This window comes from Collinsella sp. AF19-1LB, from assembly GCF_003459655.1.
Lineage (GTDB): Bacteria > Actinomycetota > Coriobacteriia > Coriobacteriales > Coriobacteriaceae > Collinsella.
Genome location: NZ_QRWO01000027.1, coordinates 21,925 through 39,812 on the forward strand (window position 1 = coordinate 21,925; position 17,888 = coordinate 39,812).

The following is a 17,888-nucleotide window of genomic DNA, read 5'->3' on the forward strand; positions in this document are numbered from 1 at the left end:
CACCTCTAATGAATATGTATGGCTAGGCACGATAGCATTTCTTAAAGTTGTTTAAACCGATTATCGGTAAAGCACGGATTATTTACCGTCGACGGTTCCCCCGAAACCCAAATCGGACCGAATCAAAACCGTCAATGCGGCAAGCAGCCAGTCCTCTACAATGAGTTCATTGTTTAAACGTTCTTGCTCGCACAGCATGTTGCATCCGAAAGGCATATTATGCTGCAGAAAATCCAACGTTTTGGCGGAGCCATGTTCGCGCCCGCCATGCTGTTTTCTATATCAGGCCTCATGGTCGGCATCTCCGCCCTCGCAACGACCGTGGATATCGTCGGCGACCTCGCCGTATACGGAACCCCCTGGTACGTTTTCTGGACTATCATTCAGCGCGGCTCGTGGACGGTCTTTAAGCGCCTTCCACTCCTTTTTGCCGTAGCGCTGCCTATCGGCCTTGCCCAAAAGCAACCGGCACGCTGCTGCCTCGAGGCGCTCGTAGCCTATTTTGCCTACTGTTTCTTTTTGAGCGAGATCATTAAGCTGAGCGGAGACAACCTTGGGCTTAAGTACCCGTCGTTTTTGACCTCCGCTAGCGGCATCACCGTCATCGACGGCATCAAGACGCTCGACACCGGCATTATCGGCCCGCTGGCGGTGTCGGCAACCGTCGTCGCGATCCATGACCGCTTCTACGATGCCAAGGTTCCCGATTGGCTCGGCACCTTCTCGGGTTCCTCGCTGGTCTACCTCATCAGCTTTTTTGCCGTGTTTGCCCTTGCCGCCATCTCGGCCGCCATCGTGCCTTTCGCATACGCTGTGACTGAAACGCTGCGCCACGCACTTGCGGGCGTCGGCCCCTTCGGCGTGGGCATCTTTGTGTTTTTGGAGCGAGCGCTCGAGCCCATGGGGCTGCACCATCTGCTCTATATGCCCATCTATTACGACAATCTGGTCATTCACGACGGTATTTACGCCACGTGGACCAACCTGCTCCCCATTCTCTCCCATAGCACGCGCCCTTTAAATGAACTTGCGCCCTGGGCAGGTTTTACCGCCACCGGCTGGGGCAAGCTCTTTGGCCTTCCCGCCATCGCGGCAGCATTCTATTTCACCGCCAAACCCGAACGCCGCGCCGGCCTTAAGGTCATCCTTTTGCCCGCCATCGTCGCCTCGGTGGTCTGCGGCGTCACCGAGCCGCTCGAGTTTCTCTTTATGTTCACCTATCCCGGACTCTTTTTGCTCTACGCCGTCCTGTCCTCCTGCCTTGCCATGACCATGAACTTCTTTGGCATCGTCGGCATCTTCTCGGGCGGTCTCATGGAAATGACGGCCTTCAACTTCATCCCACTCATGCGAATGCATGCCGGCTCCTACCTTTTGGCGCTCGGTATCGGTCTGATGTTTAGCGCTGTCTTTTTTCTGGTCTTCCGGGGCCTCATTCTGGCTTTCGACCTAAAAACCCCAGGCCGCGAGGATCATATCGCCAGCGATGCGGCGCTCGCACGTCTGACGGGAAAAAGCTCTGCCAAAGAAGGCGCGGCCCAAAACGGCACCGACAACCAATCATCCCAAGATCATCTGCTTGCTGAGCAAGTCGTTGCGCTCTTGGGTGGCGTTAGCAATATTGTAGGAGCGACCAATTGCGCCACGCGTCTGCGCGTTGAGGTCGCAGAACCTTCCGTTGTCGCAGACAACGCAGCCTTCGTCGCGGCGGGCGCCAAGGGCCTCATCATTACGGGCAAGACCGCCCAGGTGATTATTGGCATCTCCGTTCCCCGCGTTAAAGAGCATTTTGACCAGATCATGGGCCTCGAGCCGGGATTTGCGCCCACCACCTCGGCCTCCCCTGCCGCCAGCGCAGCCCATAAGCGCGGCGATATCTGCTTCTTCGATATCGACGGAACACTCGCCTGGCAAGACCCTCGAGTGGCACAAGAGCTTCCCGAGAGCGAGCGAGACCTCTCCCCCTATCCCAATGAAGCGGTCTCGCAAGCCATCCGTGATTTTGTCGCCAAGGGCAATATGGCGTTTATCTGCACAGGGCGCACGCTGAGCTGCATCCATCCAAAGCTGCTCGAGCTGCCCTGGACCGGCATCGTCTGCCTCGCGGGTGGCTATGTCGAACTTGAGGGACACGTGATTCGCGATTTGGCGATGACGCCCGGCATGCTGCAGCGCCTTGCTCCCATTCTTGAGCAATCGGACGAAGTGATTCGTTTTGAGGGACTCAATGGCGTCGTTCGCATGAGTGCCGATGCGCCCGACGCCCCGGGATACGCCCGCACCGTGGGCGATGCAATTACGCAGCTGCAACATTACAGCGCCTACAAGATCTTAATGTCCACGTCGCTTGCCAACCGCATCGCTCAGGATCAAGCGTTTGAGCCGCTGCTCTGCTTTAACGAGCTCGAGCTCGAAGTGACCGAGATTTCGCCTCGCGAATGCACCAAGCGCGAGGGTATCCAGTCCGTACTCGACGCCCTCGATCCCCACCACGGAACCGTATACGGCATCGGCGACGCCAGCAATGACGTCTCGCTGATGAACGCCGTCGACGTTGGCATCGCCATGGGCAACGCACCGGACTTCCTCAAGGAAAAGGCCGACTATGTCACCGACAGCATCGACCACGACGGCGTCGTCACCGCGCTCGAACACTTTGGGCTTATCTAGCCAAGCCCCTACCGCACTTGCGGCCGCATGGACCAATCGTCTTCAACCGCCGCGCTCGACGCCCTAATGTGGCAATATGTTGTCTACATAATGCAACGATGCAACCTATCAAAGAATGCGAGAACCCGTGTCCAGTCCGTTTACCAGCTTTTTAGCCCAGCACTTTGACCAGATTAACGACTATCTGGCCACGTTCTTTGACGGACAGGCGACTTCCGCCGATATCGAGCGCTACCTGTATACCCCGCTCTCGGCATTTACGGCAAACGCTGGCAAGCGCCACCGCCCGCTCATCTGCATGCTCGCCGCCACTGCGGTAGGCGGCAGCTTTGAGAGCGCCCGCAGCGCAGCGGCGGCCATCGAGCACTTTCAGTCGGGCGCACTCATCCACGACGACATCGCCGACAACGGGCAGATTCGTCGCGGCAAGCCCTGCATGCACCTTACCGAGGGCACCGGTCTTGCCATCAACTGCGGTGACCTGGCGCTCACCATGGTCACCAAGACGGTTCTCGACGACCCCACGCTCAACGCAGACGTGAAGCTTCGCGTGCTCCACGAGCTTACCGAGATGATCGTCCGTACCATCGAGGGCCAGGCGCTCGACCTGGGCTGGGTCCGCGACGGGCGCTTTGACATTTCGGTCGACGATTATCTGGACATGGCGACGCACAAGACCGCGTACTACAGCGGAGCGACGCCGCTTGCCGCCGGAGCCATTATCGGCGGCGGCAGCGAAGAGCAGATTGAGGCACTGCGCGCCTTTGGGCTGCACACGGGCCTTGCCTTCCAGATTCAAGACGACCTGCTCAACTTGATCGGCACCAAGGAGGCCGCCAACAAGGACTTCCGCACCGATATCACCGAGGGCAAGCGCACCCTCGTTGCCGTGCATGCCCTGTCAGACGAGCGCTATCACGACGAGATCGAGGCAATCCTTTCCTCGGGCACCGAGGACCCTGCGCAGCTCGCACGCGCCGTGGAGATCTTCCAGGAGACCGGCTCCATCGATTACGCCCACACCTATGCGCTCGACCTGACCGCTAAGGCCAAGGCCGCTATCGAAGGCGTCGAGCTCGACCCGCATGCGCGCGAGCTCTTCCTCTCAATGGCAGATTTCTTTGTGGAGCGTCTTAACTAGCGGGGGTCATAAAACCTGTGGGCAGCGCGTTTGGGTACAAGTTGCTACACTGTTGAGTGCATGTTTATGCATTGTCTCGCGTTGTCTATCCGACACGCGCTCAAAATAGTACGAATGGTACGCCGAAAGGGGTTCGTTCATGGAACCTATTACCACGGGCATGCAGGGAGCAGCCGTCGAGGATGTTCAGTCCCGCCTTCTGCAGCTCGGCTATACAATCGATGACGCCGAGGTTGTCGACAAGCGCTTTGGCACCACCACCGAGCAGGCCGTCAGCACCTTCAGGCTCGACAGCGGCCTTGCTGCCGGTCATGCCGTCGATATCCCCTGTTGGAGCGCCCTGGTCGACGCCTCGTATAAGCTGGGCGACCGCACCCTGTATCTGCGCATGCCCAATTTCCATGGCGCCGATGTGCAGGCCCTGCAGCGCGCTCTCAACGTTTTGGGCTTTGCCTGTGGCGAAGACGACGGCTACTTTGGTCCGCATACCGAGGCCGCCCTGCAGCAGTTCCAGGAAAATGTCGGCCTGTTTGCCGACGGCATGGCCTTCCAGGACACCTACGCCTACATCAACCGCCTGCACCATGTGTGGGAGGGCAAGCCCTCGGTCACCGAAGCCGAGTCCCGCATCGGTTTTGCTCGCGCCGCCAACGTGCTCGAGCGCTTCCAGATCGCCGTTATCGGTGAGGACCCCATCGCACGCAGCGTTGCTTCGCGCATGTGGAACATCGCCACGGCAACGACCGACAACAGCGGCATGATGCTCTGCGACTCCGAGGTCCCAACCGACGTTGACCTGGTGCTCGAGATCGCAAGCGACGAGCTGCCCGCCGACGCCGCGCCACGCGCCACGATTGCCCTCGCCGAGTGCCACAACCTGGCCCAGCGCATCCGCACCGCCAATGTCGCCGCGCAGCAGAAGCCGGCTCGCATTCGCATTGAGCTCACGGGCATGACGCGCTACAACGGCACCTTCACGGCCAGCGACGCGCAGACGCTCGCCGTACGCCTACTCGACGGCGTTTGCGATGCCCTCGCAGATTAGGTAAACTAGACGAGTTGCTTTTGGGCAACACCACACATTGGGACGTAGTTCAACGGTAGAACTCCGGTTTTTGGTGCCGGCTGTTGGGGGTTCGAATCCCTCCGTCCCAGCCATTAAAACTGAGCGCCCTAAGCCCATAACGGCCCAGGGCGCTTTCTTGTGGGCAAGCGGAGGAATTCGAACCCGCAAGGGTGCGGAGCTGAGGAAACGCGAAGCGTTTTCCAGCGCAGCACGCAAGGAGCGAAGCGACGCAGCGGGGCGCGGCCGCCGACCAGGCGGACGCGGAATCCCTCCGTCCCACACCAGCCAAGAGCCCCTCACGTCAAGCAAATCGAGCCAACGCCGCCAAGCGGAGGGATTCGAACCCGCAAGGGTGCGGAGCGATGCAGCGGGGCGCGGCCGCCGCAGGCAGACGCGGTGTCGGCACTTGGGGACGCTCCTAAGTGCCGGCATTATAGGAACGTCCCCAAGTGCCGGCTCGGGACTATTTTCGAGGACCCTCCGAAGGACTGTGGCCAAAAAACGGCAAATATGAGTACTGTCACCGTTGTAGCTACATTATTTTCGTTAATAAAAGAAGATCTTAATGAGATTTATTCGCATCAAGGTCTTCCTTTAATGAACACTTGAGGAGATACGGCAGCTTATCTGCTCGATCGACACGTCAAATCACCTTAAATGTGGTCAAAATTACTGCTACTAAAAGAGTATCAGTACTCATATTTGATGTTTTTTGGCCACGGCTCTTTATAGACACCCTGCACAGCGACGGTGGTAGATTTCGGAACGTGTCCGTCAGCCCCGTTCCGAAAAGCGAGCCGCGTGCAACGGCCAAGCCACGACAGCCCCCGGGAGAGCGGGGACACCGGCTTAGGTTTATCGCGAGTTCCGCACGAACAGGAGGCCACTTAATGTGGCCTCCGTCGTGAGCAGGACTGTAGAGCAGGAAACCTAAGTCGGTGTCCCCGCTCTCCCGGGGCCGGCGGAACTAATTGTTCAGCATGCGGTCGAAGCTTCCCGAGTCGCCATCCCGATAGTCGGCGGTCATCAGAATCTCCTGCGGAATGCGTCCGCCCTCGCGCAGCACGTTGCGGAACTGTACGCGCGTGACCATGGGCAGATCCTTGATCGTCGCCGCCAGGTTCTGCGGCACACCCTGGTTGGCAGCCGCGGGCTCGCACTCTCCGCCGGCCTTCACGCGACGCTTGTGCTCGGCGAGCATGGCACGATACATGCCGGCATGCAGGCGAATCTCAACCACATTGGCGTTACGGGTCTGCTCGACAATGCGCGCACCTTCTCGATCGATATCGCCCACGTAGTAGACATAATTAAAGCGATAGCCGATCTCGGCCAGATAATCATCCAACGCATGCGAGACGCTCGCCTTGCAGCCACCGCCAAAGATCACGCCACCCACCTTGGTGCCAAAGAGCTTAGCGTGCTTGCGGCCGCGCAGGAGCTTGACGATCTCGTCATAGGTGTCCAGGTTCTCGACCATAATGAACGGCTTGTCGGCGCCCAGCGTAAAGAAACCCGTAAAGTGCACGGGGCGGTTAGGGGCGACCTTAATCGCCTGCATGCTGATGCCTTTTTCGGTCATACGCCGAATCAGGCGCTCGCCGTGCTTGCCGTCAAAGGCCTTCTCATCGTTAAAAATCTGGTAGGCGCGCTGGCGACGCGAAGCGACCGGCGTGTCGGCACCGCGATTCTGCTCAATCCAAGCCTGGATGATCGCAATCTCCTCGGCAATCTTGCGGTTGGACATCTCGTTGTGCTGAGTGCGCTGCGGAGCCTTTTTGCCGTCCTTGCCCTCGACCTTAACAATTTGAGTCTGCTGCTCCTTAATCTTGGAGAGCGCCATTGGCGTAGGAACGACCTTGAGCAGCTGTCTGCCCAGGACACGGGCCAGAGCAAACGCCGAAACCTCGCCATGAGCGGACGGCTCAGGCTGCTGGGCGGCCGCATCGTTTGCAGTCGGTTTGGGCTGCGTCTGGGATTTGCGCTTGGAATCTGCCTGAGCTTTGCGCTCTTGCTTTGGCGCGGACGAGCTCTTTTGCGAACGTTCGGGCTCGTCCCCCTTCGCCGGCTGGCGCTTGGGCTGCCCCACCGGGGCCTCTGCCTTCGCATCCTTGTTTTGCGTCGTCGCCTTCTCGGCCACAGTCTCGGCATTTGAGCCACGCCCGCCGCGGTGACGACGACGGCGGGGCTTGCTCGAAGCGCTCTCCCCCGCCTGCTTATCAGCGGACTGTTGAGCTTTGACCTCGGTGTCAACCGCAGACTGCGACTCGGAAGGTTGCTGCTCGCGAGCCACCGGCTCAACGGTTTTCTCGGTTTGTTCGGCCTTATCGGCCTGAGCGGTCGAAGCCGGCTCGCCCTTCTCCTGTCGCTTTACGGGATACGCGCGTCCCGCAAAACCGCGACCGGGACGGCACGAACCCGGAGCCCTTTTGGCAGACTCCTCAACATCGTCTGCAACCTCGGAAGGCTCTTCAACCTCATGCGCGACATCCTGCTGCGCAGCCTTAAAGTGAGCACCGCGGCGACGCTTGGGCTCTTGGGCCTCCACGGGCTTTTGCTCCTTCGCGGGCTTCTGCAACTCAGCAGCAACCTCGGTCTCAACAGCCTCGGTATCGAGCTCATCCTTTTGAGCCACGGAGCGACGGAAGCGCTCCTGCTGGGCACGGCGCTGCGCATCGCGCTTGCCGCCCCCGCCAAAACCGCCGCGGCCGGCCTTGGCCGTAAAGGCGCGAACGACGTTCTCATCGAGCAGCTCATCGGTATCGATATGCTCGCGCGAAGCTGTTTCTACCGAAGCGGGCGCCTCGACAACGTCCTCGACGGCCTCTTCGGCAGCCTCGGCAAGCTGCTCCTGGACATCGCGAATCTCGGCATGAATGGTATAGAACGCCGGGCGCCCGTTAATGCCGCTGCCCTCGATCTTGGTAACGATCTTTGCCGCGATGAGCTCATCGCGCATCGCCTTGGTGTCACATTCCTTATCGACGGAGCGGAAAATCTGAGCCAGCGCGCTCGACTTGATCTTGAGTGCCTTGCGGCAGAGCAGGTCGTAGGCAACCAGCTTGGCGCGCTCGGCAGAAAGCGACGTCTGGCTGCTCAGACGCTCAGCCAGGGCATCGACATTGTTTTGGTTATCGGAATATACCGTCTTGGCCACGGGGCCCCTTTCATATGTACACATATACGTCTATATGGTACAACGCACGCCCTTATCCACGCAAAACATCTGCGAGAACACTCGGGCGTCGCCCGCTTTTGCATGAAAAAAGACCGGGCCCGCGCAGTCGCGGACCAGGTCTTTCCGAGTCATATGGATGGAACGGTTAGCTCATCAAGCTGACTAGGCCTTGGCAGCCTCGGCGTCGATGGGAGCCTCGGCGGCGGCAGTGCGGCCATACTCGGCCTTGCCCATCTCGGACCACTCGGGCTCCTCGTCGGGCATGGAACCGGCCTCCTTGCCGAAGAACTCCTTGAGGCAGTTGACGGCAACGATGAGGCCCAGGACCATCAGCAGGACGGCGAAGACGAGCTGCAGGCCCTTGGTAGCGGCGACGGAGACGGCGGCCGTGGTAGCGGTAGCCGGGATGGTGCCGAAAAAGCCGTAGGCCTGGACGGCGGTCATGCAGCCCATGGCGCTCTGGACCAGCGAGGTGAAGGTGCAGCAGAGCAGGAAGGCGACGGGCACGTAGAGCATCCAACCCTTGCGGCCGGTGCACTTGCAGAACACGGCGAGGGTGATCATGGTCATACCGCCGAGCAACTGGTTAGAAGCACCAAAGAGCGGCCAGATATTGGCATAGCCACCAAAGGCGAGGGCGAGGCCAGGAAGCAGGGTAACGACCGTGGCGAACCAGGGGTTGCCGAGGACCTTCATGTAGCCGGCCTTGGACTCGATGGCCAGGGCGTCATTGGTCTGGGCAAAGAACTCGGAGAACGAGGTGCGAGCGATGCGGGCGACGGCATCGAGCGAGGTCAGGGCCAGAGCGGAGACGTTCATGGTCATGAAGACGGTTGCGAGCGTGCCGTCAACACCGAAGGCCTGCATACCGCGGGAGATGCCAGCGGCGAAGATCTGGAACGGGGTGGAAGCGACACCGGCGTTAAGGGCGCCGGTACCGGCGGTGTTCATGTCGGAGAACATGATGCCGGCGACGATGATGGCAAGGATGCCGACGAAGGACTCGACGATCATGGCGCCGTAACCGACCTTGACGGCGTCCTGCTCCTTCTCGACCTGCTTGGAGGAGGTGCCGGAAGAAACGAGGCTGTGGAAACCGGAGAGAGCACCGCAAGCGACGGAGACAAACAGGACCGGGAACATCATGCCGGAGGCAGTGAAGAAGCCGGTGAAGACCGGAGCGGTGATAGTGGCCTGACCGTTGACGCCCAGGACGACGATGCCGAGGACAGCGCAGGCGATCATGACGATCATCATGATGGAAGTGAGGTAGTCACGCGGGGTCTTGAGCATCTGGATGGGCATAGCGCCAGCGAAGACCAGGTAGACCATGACGACGGCAAACCACTGGAACTTATCCAGGTAGACCGGGAACTGCATACCGACGGCGAACATGAGAACCATGAGGACCACACCGGTGACGAACTCGGCGGCGCCGGTGAGGTTGAACTTCTTCTGGGCCCAACCAAAGGCGATAGCGACGAAGGTGAACAGGATGGAGATGGTACCAGCGCAGCCGGCGGCATAGGACTTGGTGAAGTCGATGGCACCGGTAGCAGCACCAGAAGCGTCAACGGCCGGGGTGAACATGAACGTCTTGCAGACCATGTCGGTGAAAGCGGCGATGACGATGATGCAGAACAGCCAGCAGAACAGCAGGAACAGGCGACGGCCGGTCCTGCCGATGTACTTCTCGATGAGCTGAGCCAGGGACTTGCCGTTGTTCTTCATCGAGGCGTACAGGGCGCCAAAGTCGTGGACGGCGCCAAAGAAGATGCCGCCGACGAGGACCCAGAGCACGACGGGCAGCCAGCCAAAGGCCATGGCGACGATCGTACCCGTAACAGGGCCGGCACCGCAGATCGAGCTGAACTGGTGCGAGAACGCGGTGAAGGCAGAGACGGGCGAGAAGCTCTTGCCGTCCTTCATGCGCTTGGCCGGCGTGAGGGCCTCTTTGTCAACGCCCCACTTGTTGGCCAGCCATCGGCCATAGCCCAGATAGCCGCAGGCGAGCACCGCCGCGGCCACAACCATGAGCAAAACTCCGTTCATTACATTTCCTCCTCTAAAAAGAACTTCTCAGACATAAAAAATGAGGGCCGTCGGTTGCGCTCGACGGCCCTCATCTTCATCAGCCGCCCGTTATCGTACGGGCTAGCTGTATGTGCTAACCCGCATCAGATAATTACTACGCTGATAATGTTTAGCTGATGCGTGAACATGTCTAAAAAATCCTCTTCAATCATGATGCGAACGATCCGTGCGCGTTCACATCCCCCAGTGGTTGAAAAAGGAGTATGAAACTTTAGTTACCTAAAGTCAACGCAAATTTGTAATGAATTTTCAACTATTTTTGAATTTCTCGGTATAAAACGCCATTGACCTCGGACTTTACCCAACAAAAGTTTTTGCATGAGAGATGCCCCTCGGGAGCGGGCGGGCGTATACAAGGTTTCCTGCTCTACAGTCCTGCTCGCACGGAGAGCACATTAAGTGCTCTCCGGCTCGTGCGGAACTCGCGATAAACCTTGTATACGCCCGCCCGCTCCCGAGGGGCTCCCATCCCAAATGCGGAGCAAAGCTCCGCATGCCATCTTTTCTTTCAGCTAAAGCACGCCGGAAATTCGACGCTGGCTTGTTAACCTTGCTGGACGTTGTCGACGCCGATCCAGCTCAGAAGCTATATCGATACAGAAAGGTCCCCGGCGCTGCCCGGGCGCCAACGGCCGCATATGAACTTTATCGCGAGTTCCGCACGAACAGGAGGCCACTTAATGTGGCCTCCGTCGTGAGCAGGACTGTAGAGCAGGAAAGTTCATATGCGGCCGTTGGCACCCGGGCAGCGCCGGGGATCGCACCTTTGCGACTACAGCGTCATGTTCGGATCGGCATCGACGTCGAACGGCGAGATTTCTCCTCGGTCGAATTTACGGCGAGCAACCTCTGCGATCATGGCGGCGTTATCGGTGCAGGCAGACAAGGGCGGCACCGTTACACGAATGCCCTGACGTCCAAGCTTTTTGATCATCATCTCGCGCAGATGCGGATTGGCCGAGACGCCGCCGCCGATGCAATACTCCTTGCACCCGGTAGCATGCAGGGCGTTTTTTGCCTTTTTGTACTGCACGTCAAAGACCGCCGCCTCGAACGAAGCCGCCAGGTCGGGCAGGTGGATCGTGCGCCCGGCCTTAGTCTCCTGCTCGATGTAGAGCGTCACCGCCGTCTTGAGGCCCGAAAGCGAGAAGCGATAGTCCCCCCTGCTGTTCAGCGCACGGGGGAAATCGATCGCCTTGGGATTGCCCGTCTCGGCAAGCTTGGAGATGATGGGGCCGCCGGGATAGCCAAGGCCCAGCGCCTTTGCCACCTTGTCGAAGGCTTCGCCCACGGCGTCGTCCAGCGTCTCGCCAAGCACTTCGTAGTCGCCCCATGCCTTTACGTGCACGAGCATGGTGTGCCCGCCCGAAACGAGCGTAAAGATAAACGGGGGCTTAAGGTCGGGCTGCGCCAACAGGTTGGCAAACAGGTGGCCCTCCAGATGATTGACGCACACCAGCGGTTTGCCGGCAGCATACGCAAAGCCCTTGGCAAAGGCGACACCCACCACCAGAGCGCCCACCAAGCCCGGACCCTGCGTCACGCCCACGGCGGCAAGCTCTTTCGGCGTGATCGCTCCACCCGTCAAGCCAAGCGACGCCGCGGCATCTTCAAGCGCCGCATCCACGACGCTTACAATCACCTCGACGTGCTTGCGCGAGGCAATCTCGGGCACCACGCCGCCAAAGCGAGCATGAAAATCGATCTGCGTCGACACCTGGTTGGCCAGCATATTGCCGTCCGCATCGATAATTGCCACGGCCGTCTCGTCGCAGGAGCTCTCGATGGCAAGCACCAGGCGACGGCGTTCGATTTCGGCACGCTCCTCAACGGTGCGCTCGGGCGCGGGCAGCGGCCATGCGCGCTGCTCGGCAGCAGTTGGCTCGGGCGAGGCATTGTCGAGAGGAAGCACCAGGGGCAGCGGTGCCGTCATGACGATGGCATCCTTGCCGGCACCGTAGTAGCCACGGCGACGACCCGCCTCGGTAAAGCCCAGAGCGGCATAGAGCGCCATTGCGCCCTCGTTGCCGTCCTCAACCTCAAGCGAAGCCGTAGTGCAGCCGAGCATCTGCGCGTCATAGCTCACGTGCGACAGCAGCTTGCGGGCGATGCCCTCGCGTCGATGCGCCGGATCGACGGCAACGTCCATAATCTGCACGTCCCCGTCGACGACCATACCGCCGGCAAGACCTAGTAGACGGCCGTCGTCGTGCGCCACCCACCAGCTACGCGGAGCGGCAACGCCCTCGCCCAGCTCGGACAGGAACATGCCCGGCGTCCACGCCTCGTGTCCGGCGCCTTCAAAGCAGGTGGTTTCCAACGTGCTCGCACCCTCGGCATCCGCCGCGCCCATGGGGCGGAATTGCAGATGACGTCCGGCGAGCTCATCGGCAACACCTGTCACCTCACTCTGCGCGCTCTCGGCAAGGCCCAGACGCTTGCGCTCGTTTTCCTCGGCGTCCGAAAGGCGCGTATAGATCGGCAAGACGCGAGCCGGATCGCCGTCGCCTGCGGCGTGCGCCATCAGCAGGCCCTCGCCCGAAGGCCACCACAGGTCTCGCCCCACGCAGCGCGCCGTCTCGTCCTCACCCAGTAGCTTGCCATAACGCACGAGACCGTCACCAGTCAGCTGAACCTGATCCCAGCCCGCGGTCTGGCGCCACCCATCAAGCGCCACGGCGGCCTTGACCACGCGCTCGCGCTCAAACAGACGCTCGGGACCCTCGTCCCCCAGCACATACAGCGCCGGGTACACCTCGCCGCGCATGGCGTCGGCAAGAACGCCAAGCTTGCCGCGTACGCCGGCCTTCCATGCCGTCCAGGCGCAAGCGTCAAGTGTCGACACGCCGAGCAGAGGCACGTTGGCACCACGCGCCAGACCCTTTGCGGTGGAGATACCGATACGCACGCCCGTAAACGAACCCGGGCCGCGGCCAACCACATAACAGCCGACATCGCTGCGATCCAGGCCGGTCTGCTTCAGTAGGCCATCAACAGTATTCACGAGCTCCACGTTGGCATGACGGCGACACAGATGGTCCCCACTTACCAGCTTTGCCTCGCCTGTCTGCACATCAATCCAGCTTGCCGCGCAGGCAAGCATGTCGGTCGATGTATCGAGCGCCACCACCAGCGCGTTGTCGTTATGCAAGCTCATCTTGTACAGCCTTATCTATCAAATGGGAAAGCTCATCCGCGCGCTCGCCGTGTGCCTCGAGCGTTATCGTTCGCACGTCGCTGTCGTCCTCATCGCGCTTAAGCGTCACCGAAAGATACTCATCTGTCAGTTCATCCTGAAACTGCTCGCCCCATTCCAGCAGGCAAACACCCTCATAGCCCAGCACGTCAAAAATGCCCGTATCCTCAAGCTCGTAGGCATGCTCCAGGCGGTACAGATCAAAATGGAACAGCGGAATACGCCCTTGGTCATGAACGGCCATGAGTGCGAACGTAGGGCTTGTGACCATATGCTCATCGCCCAGAGCACGCGAAACGCCCTTGGTAAAGTGGGTTTTGCCCACCCCGAGGCCGCCGGTCAAGATCAGCACATCACCATCTTCCAGGCACGGCGCAACCAGCTCGCCAAAATGCTCCGTATCGGCAGAGCAAGCCGTTCTATAAATACCTACCCCCAGGCGCTCCAGGGACATATATGCTCCTTATTATTCCGAGGCACCCTCTGGCGCGGAGTGCCGCTCCAGATAGTCGCCCAGCATCTTAAAGTCTTCCTCCAGCAACTCTTGCCACGCCGGATTGCGCAGCGCTGCCGCGGGATGAAACGTCGGCATCACCACAAAGTGCCCCATCTGATGGAACCTGCCGCGCAGCTTGGTAATGCCGATCTCGGTCTTGAGCACAAAGTGCGTCGCGGGATTGCCGAGTGTCACGATGATATCGGGCCAGATGCTTCGAATCTGCTCGCGCAAAAACGGTGAGCAAGCCAGCACTTCCTCGGGGCGCGGATTGCGGTTTCCCGGCGGGCGACACTTAAGCACGTTGGCAATGTAGACGTCTTCGCGCTTGAGGCCAGCCAGCGAAAGGATGCCGTTGAGATCCTCGCCCGCCGCCCCCACAAAGGGCTCGCCCTGCAAATCCTCATTACGGCCCGGCGCCTCGCCAATAAACATCACGCGAGCGCGGGGGTTTCCCACGCCAAACACGATGTTGTGGCGCGACTGGTAAAGCTGGCAAAGGTGACAATCGCCCAGAACGGCCTCGATCTCCTCGAGTGCGACCTCACGCGGCGCCTGATGGCTATGGCCGGGAATGTGCATGACGCCCATAGCGACTCCTACACGTAGACCTTGTCGAGACGCATACCAAAGCCGCAAGCGACCTCGTAGTTAATCGTGCCGCGTAGGCGCGCCATCTCGTCCATGGTAATCTCGGCATCTCCATCGCGGCCGACAATGATCATCTCGTCACCATACTCGGCCTCGGGAATCTCATGCGCCGGGTTGGACTGAATGGCGACCATAAACTGGTCCATGCAGATATTGCCCACCTGACGCACACGCTCGCCGCGATACAGCACGTCCATACGATTGGAAAGCGTACGCGAAAGGCCATCGGCATAACCGATCGGAAGGGTGCAGATCTGAACGCGCGTGCGCGGTACGCGGTAGGTAAAGCCGTAGCCCACGCCCTCGCCCATCGCAGGGTGTGCCACGCGCGTCACACGCGCGTGGACGCTCATGACGGGATCAAGCTGCATCACGCGACCACTCAGCTCACATGGCTGCAGACCATACAAACCGATGCCGGCACGAATCATGTCAAAGTGCATTGAAGAATCGAGCATCGAGGATGGCGTATTGGCACAATGCACGATACCGCATTCAAAACCTGCGTCCTTAATGGCCTGAACGGCCTCGGTAAAACGCTGGCACTGCAGCTTGTAGTCCCAGCCCGAAGGTTCATCGGCCGTGGCGAAGTGCGTAAATACGCCGTCGCACTGAATACCGCGATGGAAATTTATACCGCGGACAAAGTCGAGCACCTGCGTGTAGTGAACGCCGATACGATTCATGCCCGTCTCGATGGCAAGATGGTACTTGCCCACTTTGCCCGCCGCGACGGCACATTCTCCATACGCAAGAGCAAAGTCAGACGTATAGACCGAGGGCATGATATCAAACTCGAGCAACGTCGGAATGGCCTCGATAGGCGGCTCGCTTAGGATGAGGATGGGTTTCGTAATCCCGCCCTGTCGGAGCTCAACGCCCTCGTTAACCGTCGCCACGGCAAACATGTCGGCACCGGCCGAATACATGATCTTGGCGCACTCAACAGCTCCATGACCATAAGCATCGGCCTTGACCACGCAGCACAGGCGCTGACGTGGATTCAGCAAGTTCTTATAGGCCCTCGTGTTGCGACGGAGCGCCCCGCGGTCGATCTCGACCCAGGACCAGCGCGTCAAATCGGCTTTATTCATGATTAGTCATCCGACCCTTCGTCCATGATTCCCAGATCTTCGAGCGCATCCTTTGCCGCCAGCTCCATGGCAGGACCGATCAAGTCGATAAGATCGGTCGCGATAACGCTCTTCTCACCATACTCCGTCGCCGCAGCAAAACCGGCGTAGCTGTGAAGTGCGACGGCGTACGAATACAGCAGCTCCCAACGATCCATCTCGTCGCGCATGGTGGCAAGCGTGCCGGCCAAAATACCCGCGAGAACATCACCAGAACCGGCAGTTGCCAGAGAAGCCGGACCCGAGAGTGGCAGCAGCACGCGCTCAACGCCACAGATAGCCGTCGTCGGCCCCTTGGCTATGACCACCAGATTGTCGGAGCCTGCAGCCCAGACAACCTTCTGCGCGGCCGCAATCGCGGTACCAAGGTCGTTCACCTCGTCACCGGCAACCAGGCGCGAAAGCTCACGATAGTGCGGCGTCATAACCAACGGCTGCTCGCGGCGATACATCTCGGGGTTACTATCAATACCGTCAATGGCAATCTTAGCAAGGCAGTTGAGTGCATCGGCGTCCAAAATTAGCGGTACATCAAGCTCGAGCAAGCCCGAAACCACCTGCATAGCGCCGGCAGACGTCGTCATACCGGGACCGCACAGCACGCAGCTGTACTTCTTTGCGATCTCGCACACCGTCATGCGCGCAGCGGCGCCAAAGGAGCCGCGGGAATCAGACGGAATAGCAAAGACCGGAATCGAAGGAAGTGCCATGCGAATGAGATTGGCGCAGGCGTCAGGAGCCGCGACTGCCACGTAACCAGCACCCGCGCGAGCTGCAGACTTGGCCGCCATAATGGCAGCACCAGGATATTGCGCCGATCCGGCGACAATAAGCACAGAGCCACGGGAATACTTATCGATATTCGATGGTAGCGGAGCAAAGTAATCAACTAAGTCACCGGGCTCGACAATCTCGGCGGCGTGGTCAACATCATCGATGACTTCGTCAAGACGGTCGTAAAGATTGCCGCAGATCAAATCGCCAGCATACTCAGGGCCATCAGCGCTATACAGACCAATCTTGGGCGCAATCATCGTCACCGTGCGCTCGGCACGAATGCAGTCGTCATCAACAACGCCCGTCTCGGCATTCAGGCCCGAGGGGACATCAATGGATACGACACAATCGGCGCATTCATTGACCGTAGGAATCCAAATGGAGAACGGCGCACGCAGATTCCCGTGGAAACCGGTACCAAAAATGGCATCGACAACAACATCCGCCTTATCGATCAAAACCTCGAGTTCGTCACGCGAGGGACCGACGCAAACGTGCACATCGCGGCCGGCAGTTCGACGAGCAACATGACGTGCCAAAGCAGCAGGAATCTCATCCGGCTCAACCGGAGAAACGATATCCACGTCCACACCCTTGTGGCTCAAGATATCGGCGGCAACCCAACCGTCGCCGCCATTATTACCAAAACCGACCAAAACGAGAACCCGATCGGGATTGAGCTTCAAGACCTCGTTAGCGGCAAACTCACCCGCTAGCTCCATAAGCTCGGCCTTCGAAGTCCCTTCGCGTTCGATGATATCCTCGAGACGAACGACTTCTTCGGTACTCAAAACCGGTTTCATCTATGCTCCTAGCGTATCTTGCGAAGCATCGCCCAGGTGCTCCGTCAATGCTGAATTCTGCAGCTGCTCGAGCTCATCTAATACAGAGCGAGCCTCTTTAAATGTCTGCGCAACGCGTTTCTTGGTGCTCACCTTTTCATCTTTTGGCTTAGGCCGAGCATCTTCGGTAATCGCGATGGCATTCGCAACGGCCAAGTCTCCCGTAAGCGTAATGGAAAGAGCGACCTCAACAACGCCCAGTTCTTGAGCGATCTCGAGAGCACGGCCCGAAAGCAGCGCCTTCGGTTTGCCGAGTTTATCACGCGTTACCGAAACATCCTTGCGACCCACGCCTTGACTAAAACCCGTGCCGAGAGCTTTAAGCACCGCCTCGCGCGAAGCAAAGCGGCTCGCATAGTGAGCAGCGGGACGCGATGATGCATCGCAATACGCACGCTCTTCTTCGGTAAACACACGCCGAGCAAACGACGGCGTCTTTTCAAGAATTGATTTCATGCGGGAAATCTCGACGATATCAACGCCGATACCAGCTTCAGCCATGTTCACCTCCATATCGCACAGACTAAGTTATTGTAGCCCGTTCACAGAAGATGCGACAAACGAGGGTTATAAAACACAGCTACTATGTGAGACAAATTGCCCGAGATACAAAAAAGGGGGAGGCCGCGAGGCCTCCCCCTTCT

At 59.4% G+C, this 17,888-nt stretch carries 11 protein-coding genes and 1 tRNA gene; 4 read left to right on the plus strand and 8 right to left on the minus strand.

What is annotated here, in order from left to right; genetic code table 11:
- Positions 1-219 precede the first annotated feature (219 nt).
- From DWX39_RS08550 to DWX39_RS08565, 4 genes are all read left to right on the plus strand, one after another.
- Positions 220-2,670, plus strand: coding sequence for a PTS transporter subunit EIIC (locus DWX39_RS08550; protein WP_117759391.1), 2,451 nt, complete (start codon positions 220-222; stop codon positions 2,668-2,670).
- 127 nt (positions 2,671-2,797) lie between these two features.
- On the plus strand, positions 2,798-3,811 hold the full coding sequence (locus DWX39_RS08555; RefSeq protein WP_089573618.1) for a polyprenyl synthetase family protein: 1,014 nt from the start codon (positions 2,798-2,800) through the stop codon (positions 3,809-3,811).
- A 139-nt stretch (positions 3,812-3,950) separates the two neighbouring features.
- Entirely contained in the window at positions 3,951-4,856 is a 906-nt protein-coding gene (locus DWX39_RS08560; RefSeq protein WP_187361857.1) for a peptidoglycan-binding protein, read from the plus strand.
- Positions 4,857-4,894: 38 nt separating this feature from the next.
- Positions 4,895-4,969, plus strand: a tRNA-Gln gene (locus DWX39_RS08565).
- An 875-nt stretch (positions 4,970-5,844) separates the two neighbouring features.
- Here the strand turns inward: DWX39_RS08565 and DWX39_RS08570 are convergent.
- The 8 genes from DWX39_RS08570 to acpS form a co-directional block, all read right to left on the minus strand.
- Positions 5,845-8,034: a hypothetical protein gene (locus tag DWX39_RS08570; protein ID WP_117759393.1), complete on the minus strand. Its 2,190-nt coding sequence runs from the start codon at positions 8,032-8,034 to the stop codon at positions 5,845-5,847.
- Positions 8,035-8,217: 183 nt separating this feature from the next.
- Complete coding sequence (locus DWX39_RS08575; protein ID WP_117759395.1) at positions 8,218-10,107, minus strand: carbon starvation protein A; 1,890 nt, start codon at positions 10,105-10,107, stop codon at positions 8,218-8,220.
- Positions 10,108-10,921: 814 nt separating this feature from the next.
- On the minus strand, positions 10,922-13,306 hold the full coding sequence (tsaD, locus tag DWX39_RS08580; RefSeq protein ID WP_117759397.1) for a tRNA (adenosine(37)-N6)-threonylcarbamoyltransferase complex transferase subunit TsaD: 2,385 nt from the start codon (positions 13,304-13,306) through the stop codon (positions 10,922-10,924).
- A complete protein-coding gene (gene tsaE, locus DWX39_RS08585) occupies positions 13,293-13,799 on the minus strand; it encodes a tRNA (adenosine(37)-N6)-threonylcarbamoyltransferase complex ATPase subunit type 1 TsaE (RefSeq protein ID WP_117759398.1) in 507 nt (168 codons plus the stop codon). The genes tsaD and tsaE overlap by 14 nt, the downstream gene beginning before the upstream one ends.
- 12 nt (positions 13,800-13,811) lie before the next feature.
- Entirely contained in the window at positions 13,812-14,432 is a 621-nt protein-coding gene (locus DWX39_RS08590) for a uracil-DNA glycosylase (RefSeq protein WP_117759400.1), read from the minus strand.
- An 8-nt stretch (positions 14,433-14,440) separates the two neighbouring features.
- Positions 14,441-15,586 carry an alanine racemase gene (gene alr, locus DWX39_RS08595; protein WP_117759402.1) on the minus strand — a complete coding sequence of 382 codons (1,146 nt, stop codon included), beginning with the start codon at positions 15,584-15,586 and terminating at the stop codon, positions 14,441-14,443.
- Positions 15,587-15,588: 2 nt separating this feature from the next.
- A complete protein-coding gene (locus DWX39_RS08600) occupies positions 15,589-17,205 on the minus strand; it encodes an NAD(P)H-hydrate dehydratase (protein ID WP_082435564.1) in 1,617 nt (538 codons plus the stop codon).
- A complete protein-coding gene (gene acpS, locus DWX39_RS08605) occupies positions 17,206-17,745 on the minus strand; it encodes a holo-ACP synthase (RefSeq protein WP_117655164.1) in 540 nt (179 codons plus the stop codon).
- Positions 17,746-17,888 lie beyond the last annotated feature (143 nt).

Coding starts and splice junctions, on each gene's coding strand:
- DWX39_RS08600 (WP_082435564.1), bottom strand. CDS start 17,205: ATGAAACCGGTTTTGAGTACCGAAGAAGTCGTTCGTCTCGAGGATATC.
- DWX39_RS08590 (WP_117759400.1), bottom strand. CDS start 14,432: ATGGGCGTCATGCACATTCCCGGCCATAGCCATCAGGCGCCGCGTGAG.
- DWX39_RS08550 (WP_117759391.1), top strand. CDS start 220: ATGCTGCAGAAAATCCAACGTTTTGGCGGAGCCATGTTCGCGCCCGCC.
- alr (WP_117759402.1), bottom strand. CDS start 15,586: ATGAATAAAGCCGATTTGACGCGCTGGTCCTGGGTCGAGATCGACCGC.
- tsaE (WP_117759398.1), bottom strand. CDS start 13,799: ATGTCCCTGGAGCGCCTGGGGGTAGGTATTTATAGAACGGCTTGCTCT.
- DWX39_RS08560 (WP_187361857.1), top strand. CDS start 3,951: ATGGAACCTATTACCACGGGCATGCAGGGAGCAGCCGTCGAGGATGTT.
- acpS (WP_117655164.1), bottom strand. CDS start 17,745: ATGGCTGAAGCTGGTATCGGCGTTGATATCGTCGAGATTTCCCGCATG.
- tsaD (WP_117759397.1), bottom strand. CDS start 13,306: ATGAGCTTGCATAACGACAACGCGCTGGTGGTGGCGCTCGATACATCG.
- DWX39_RS08575 (WP_117759395.1), bottom strand. CDS start 10,107: ATGAACGGAGTTTTGCTCATGGTTGTGGCCGCGGCGGTGCTCGCCTGC.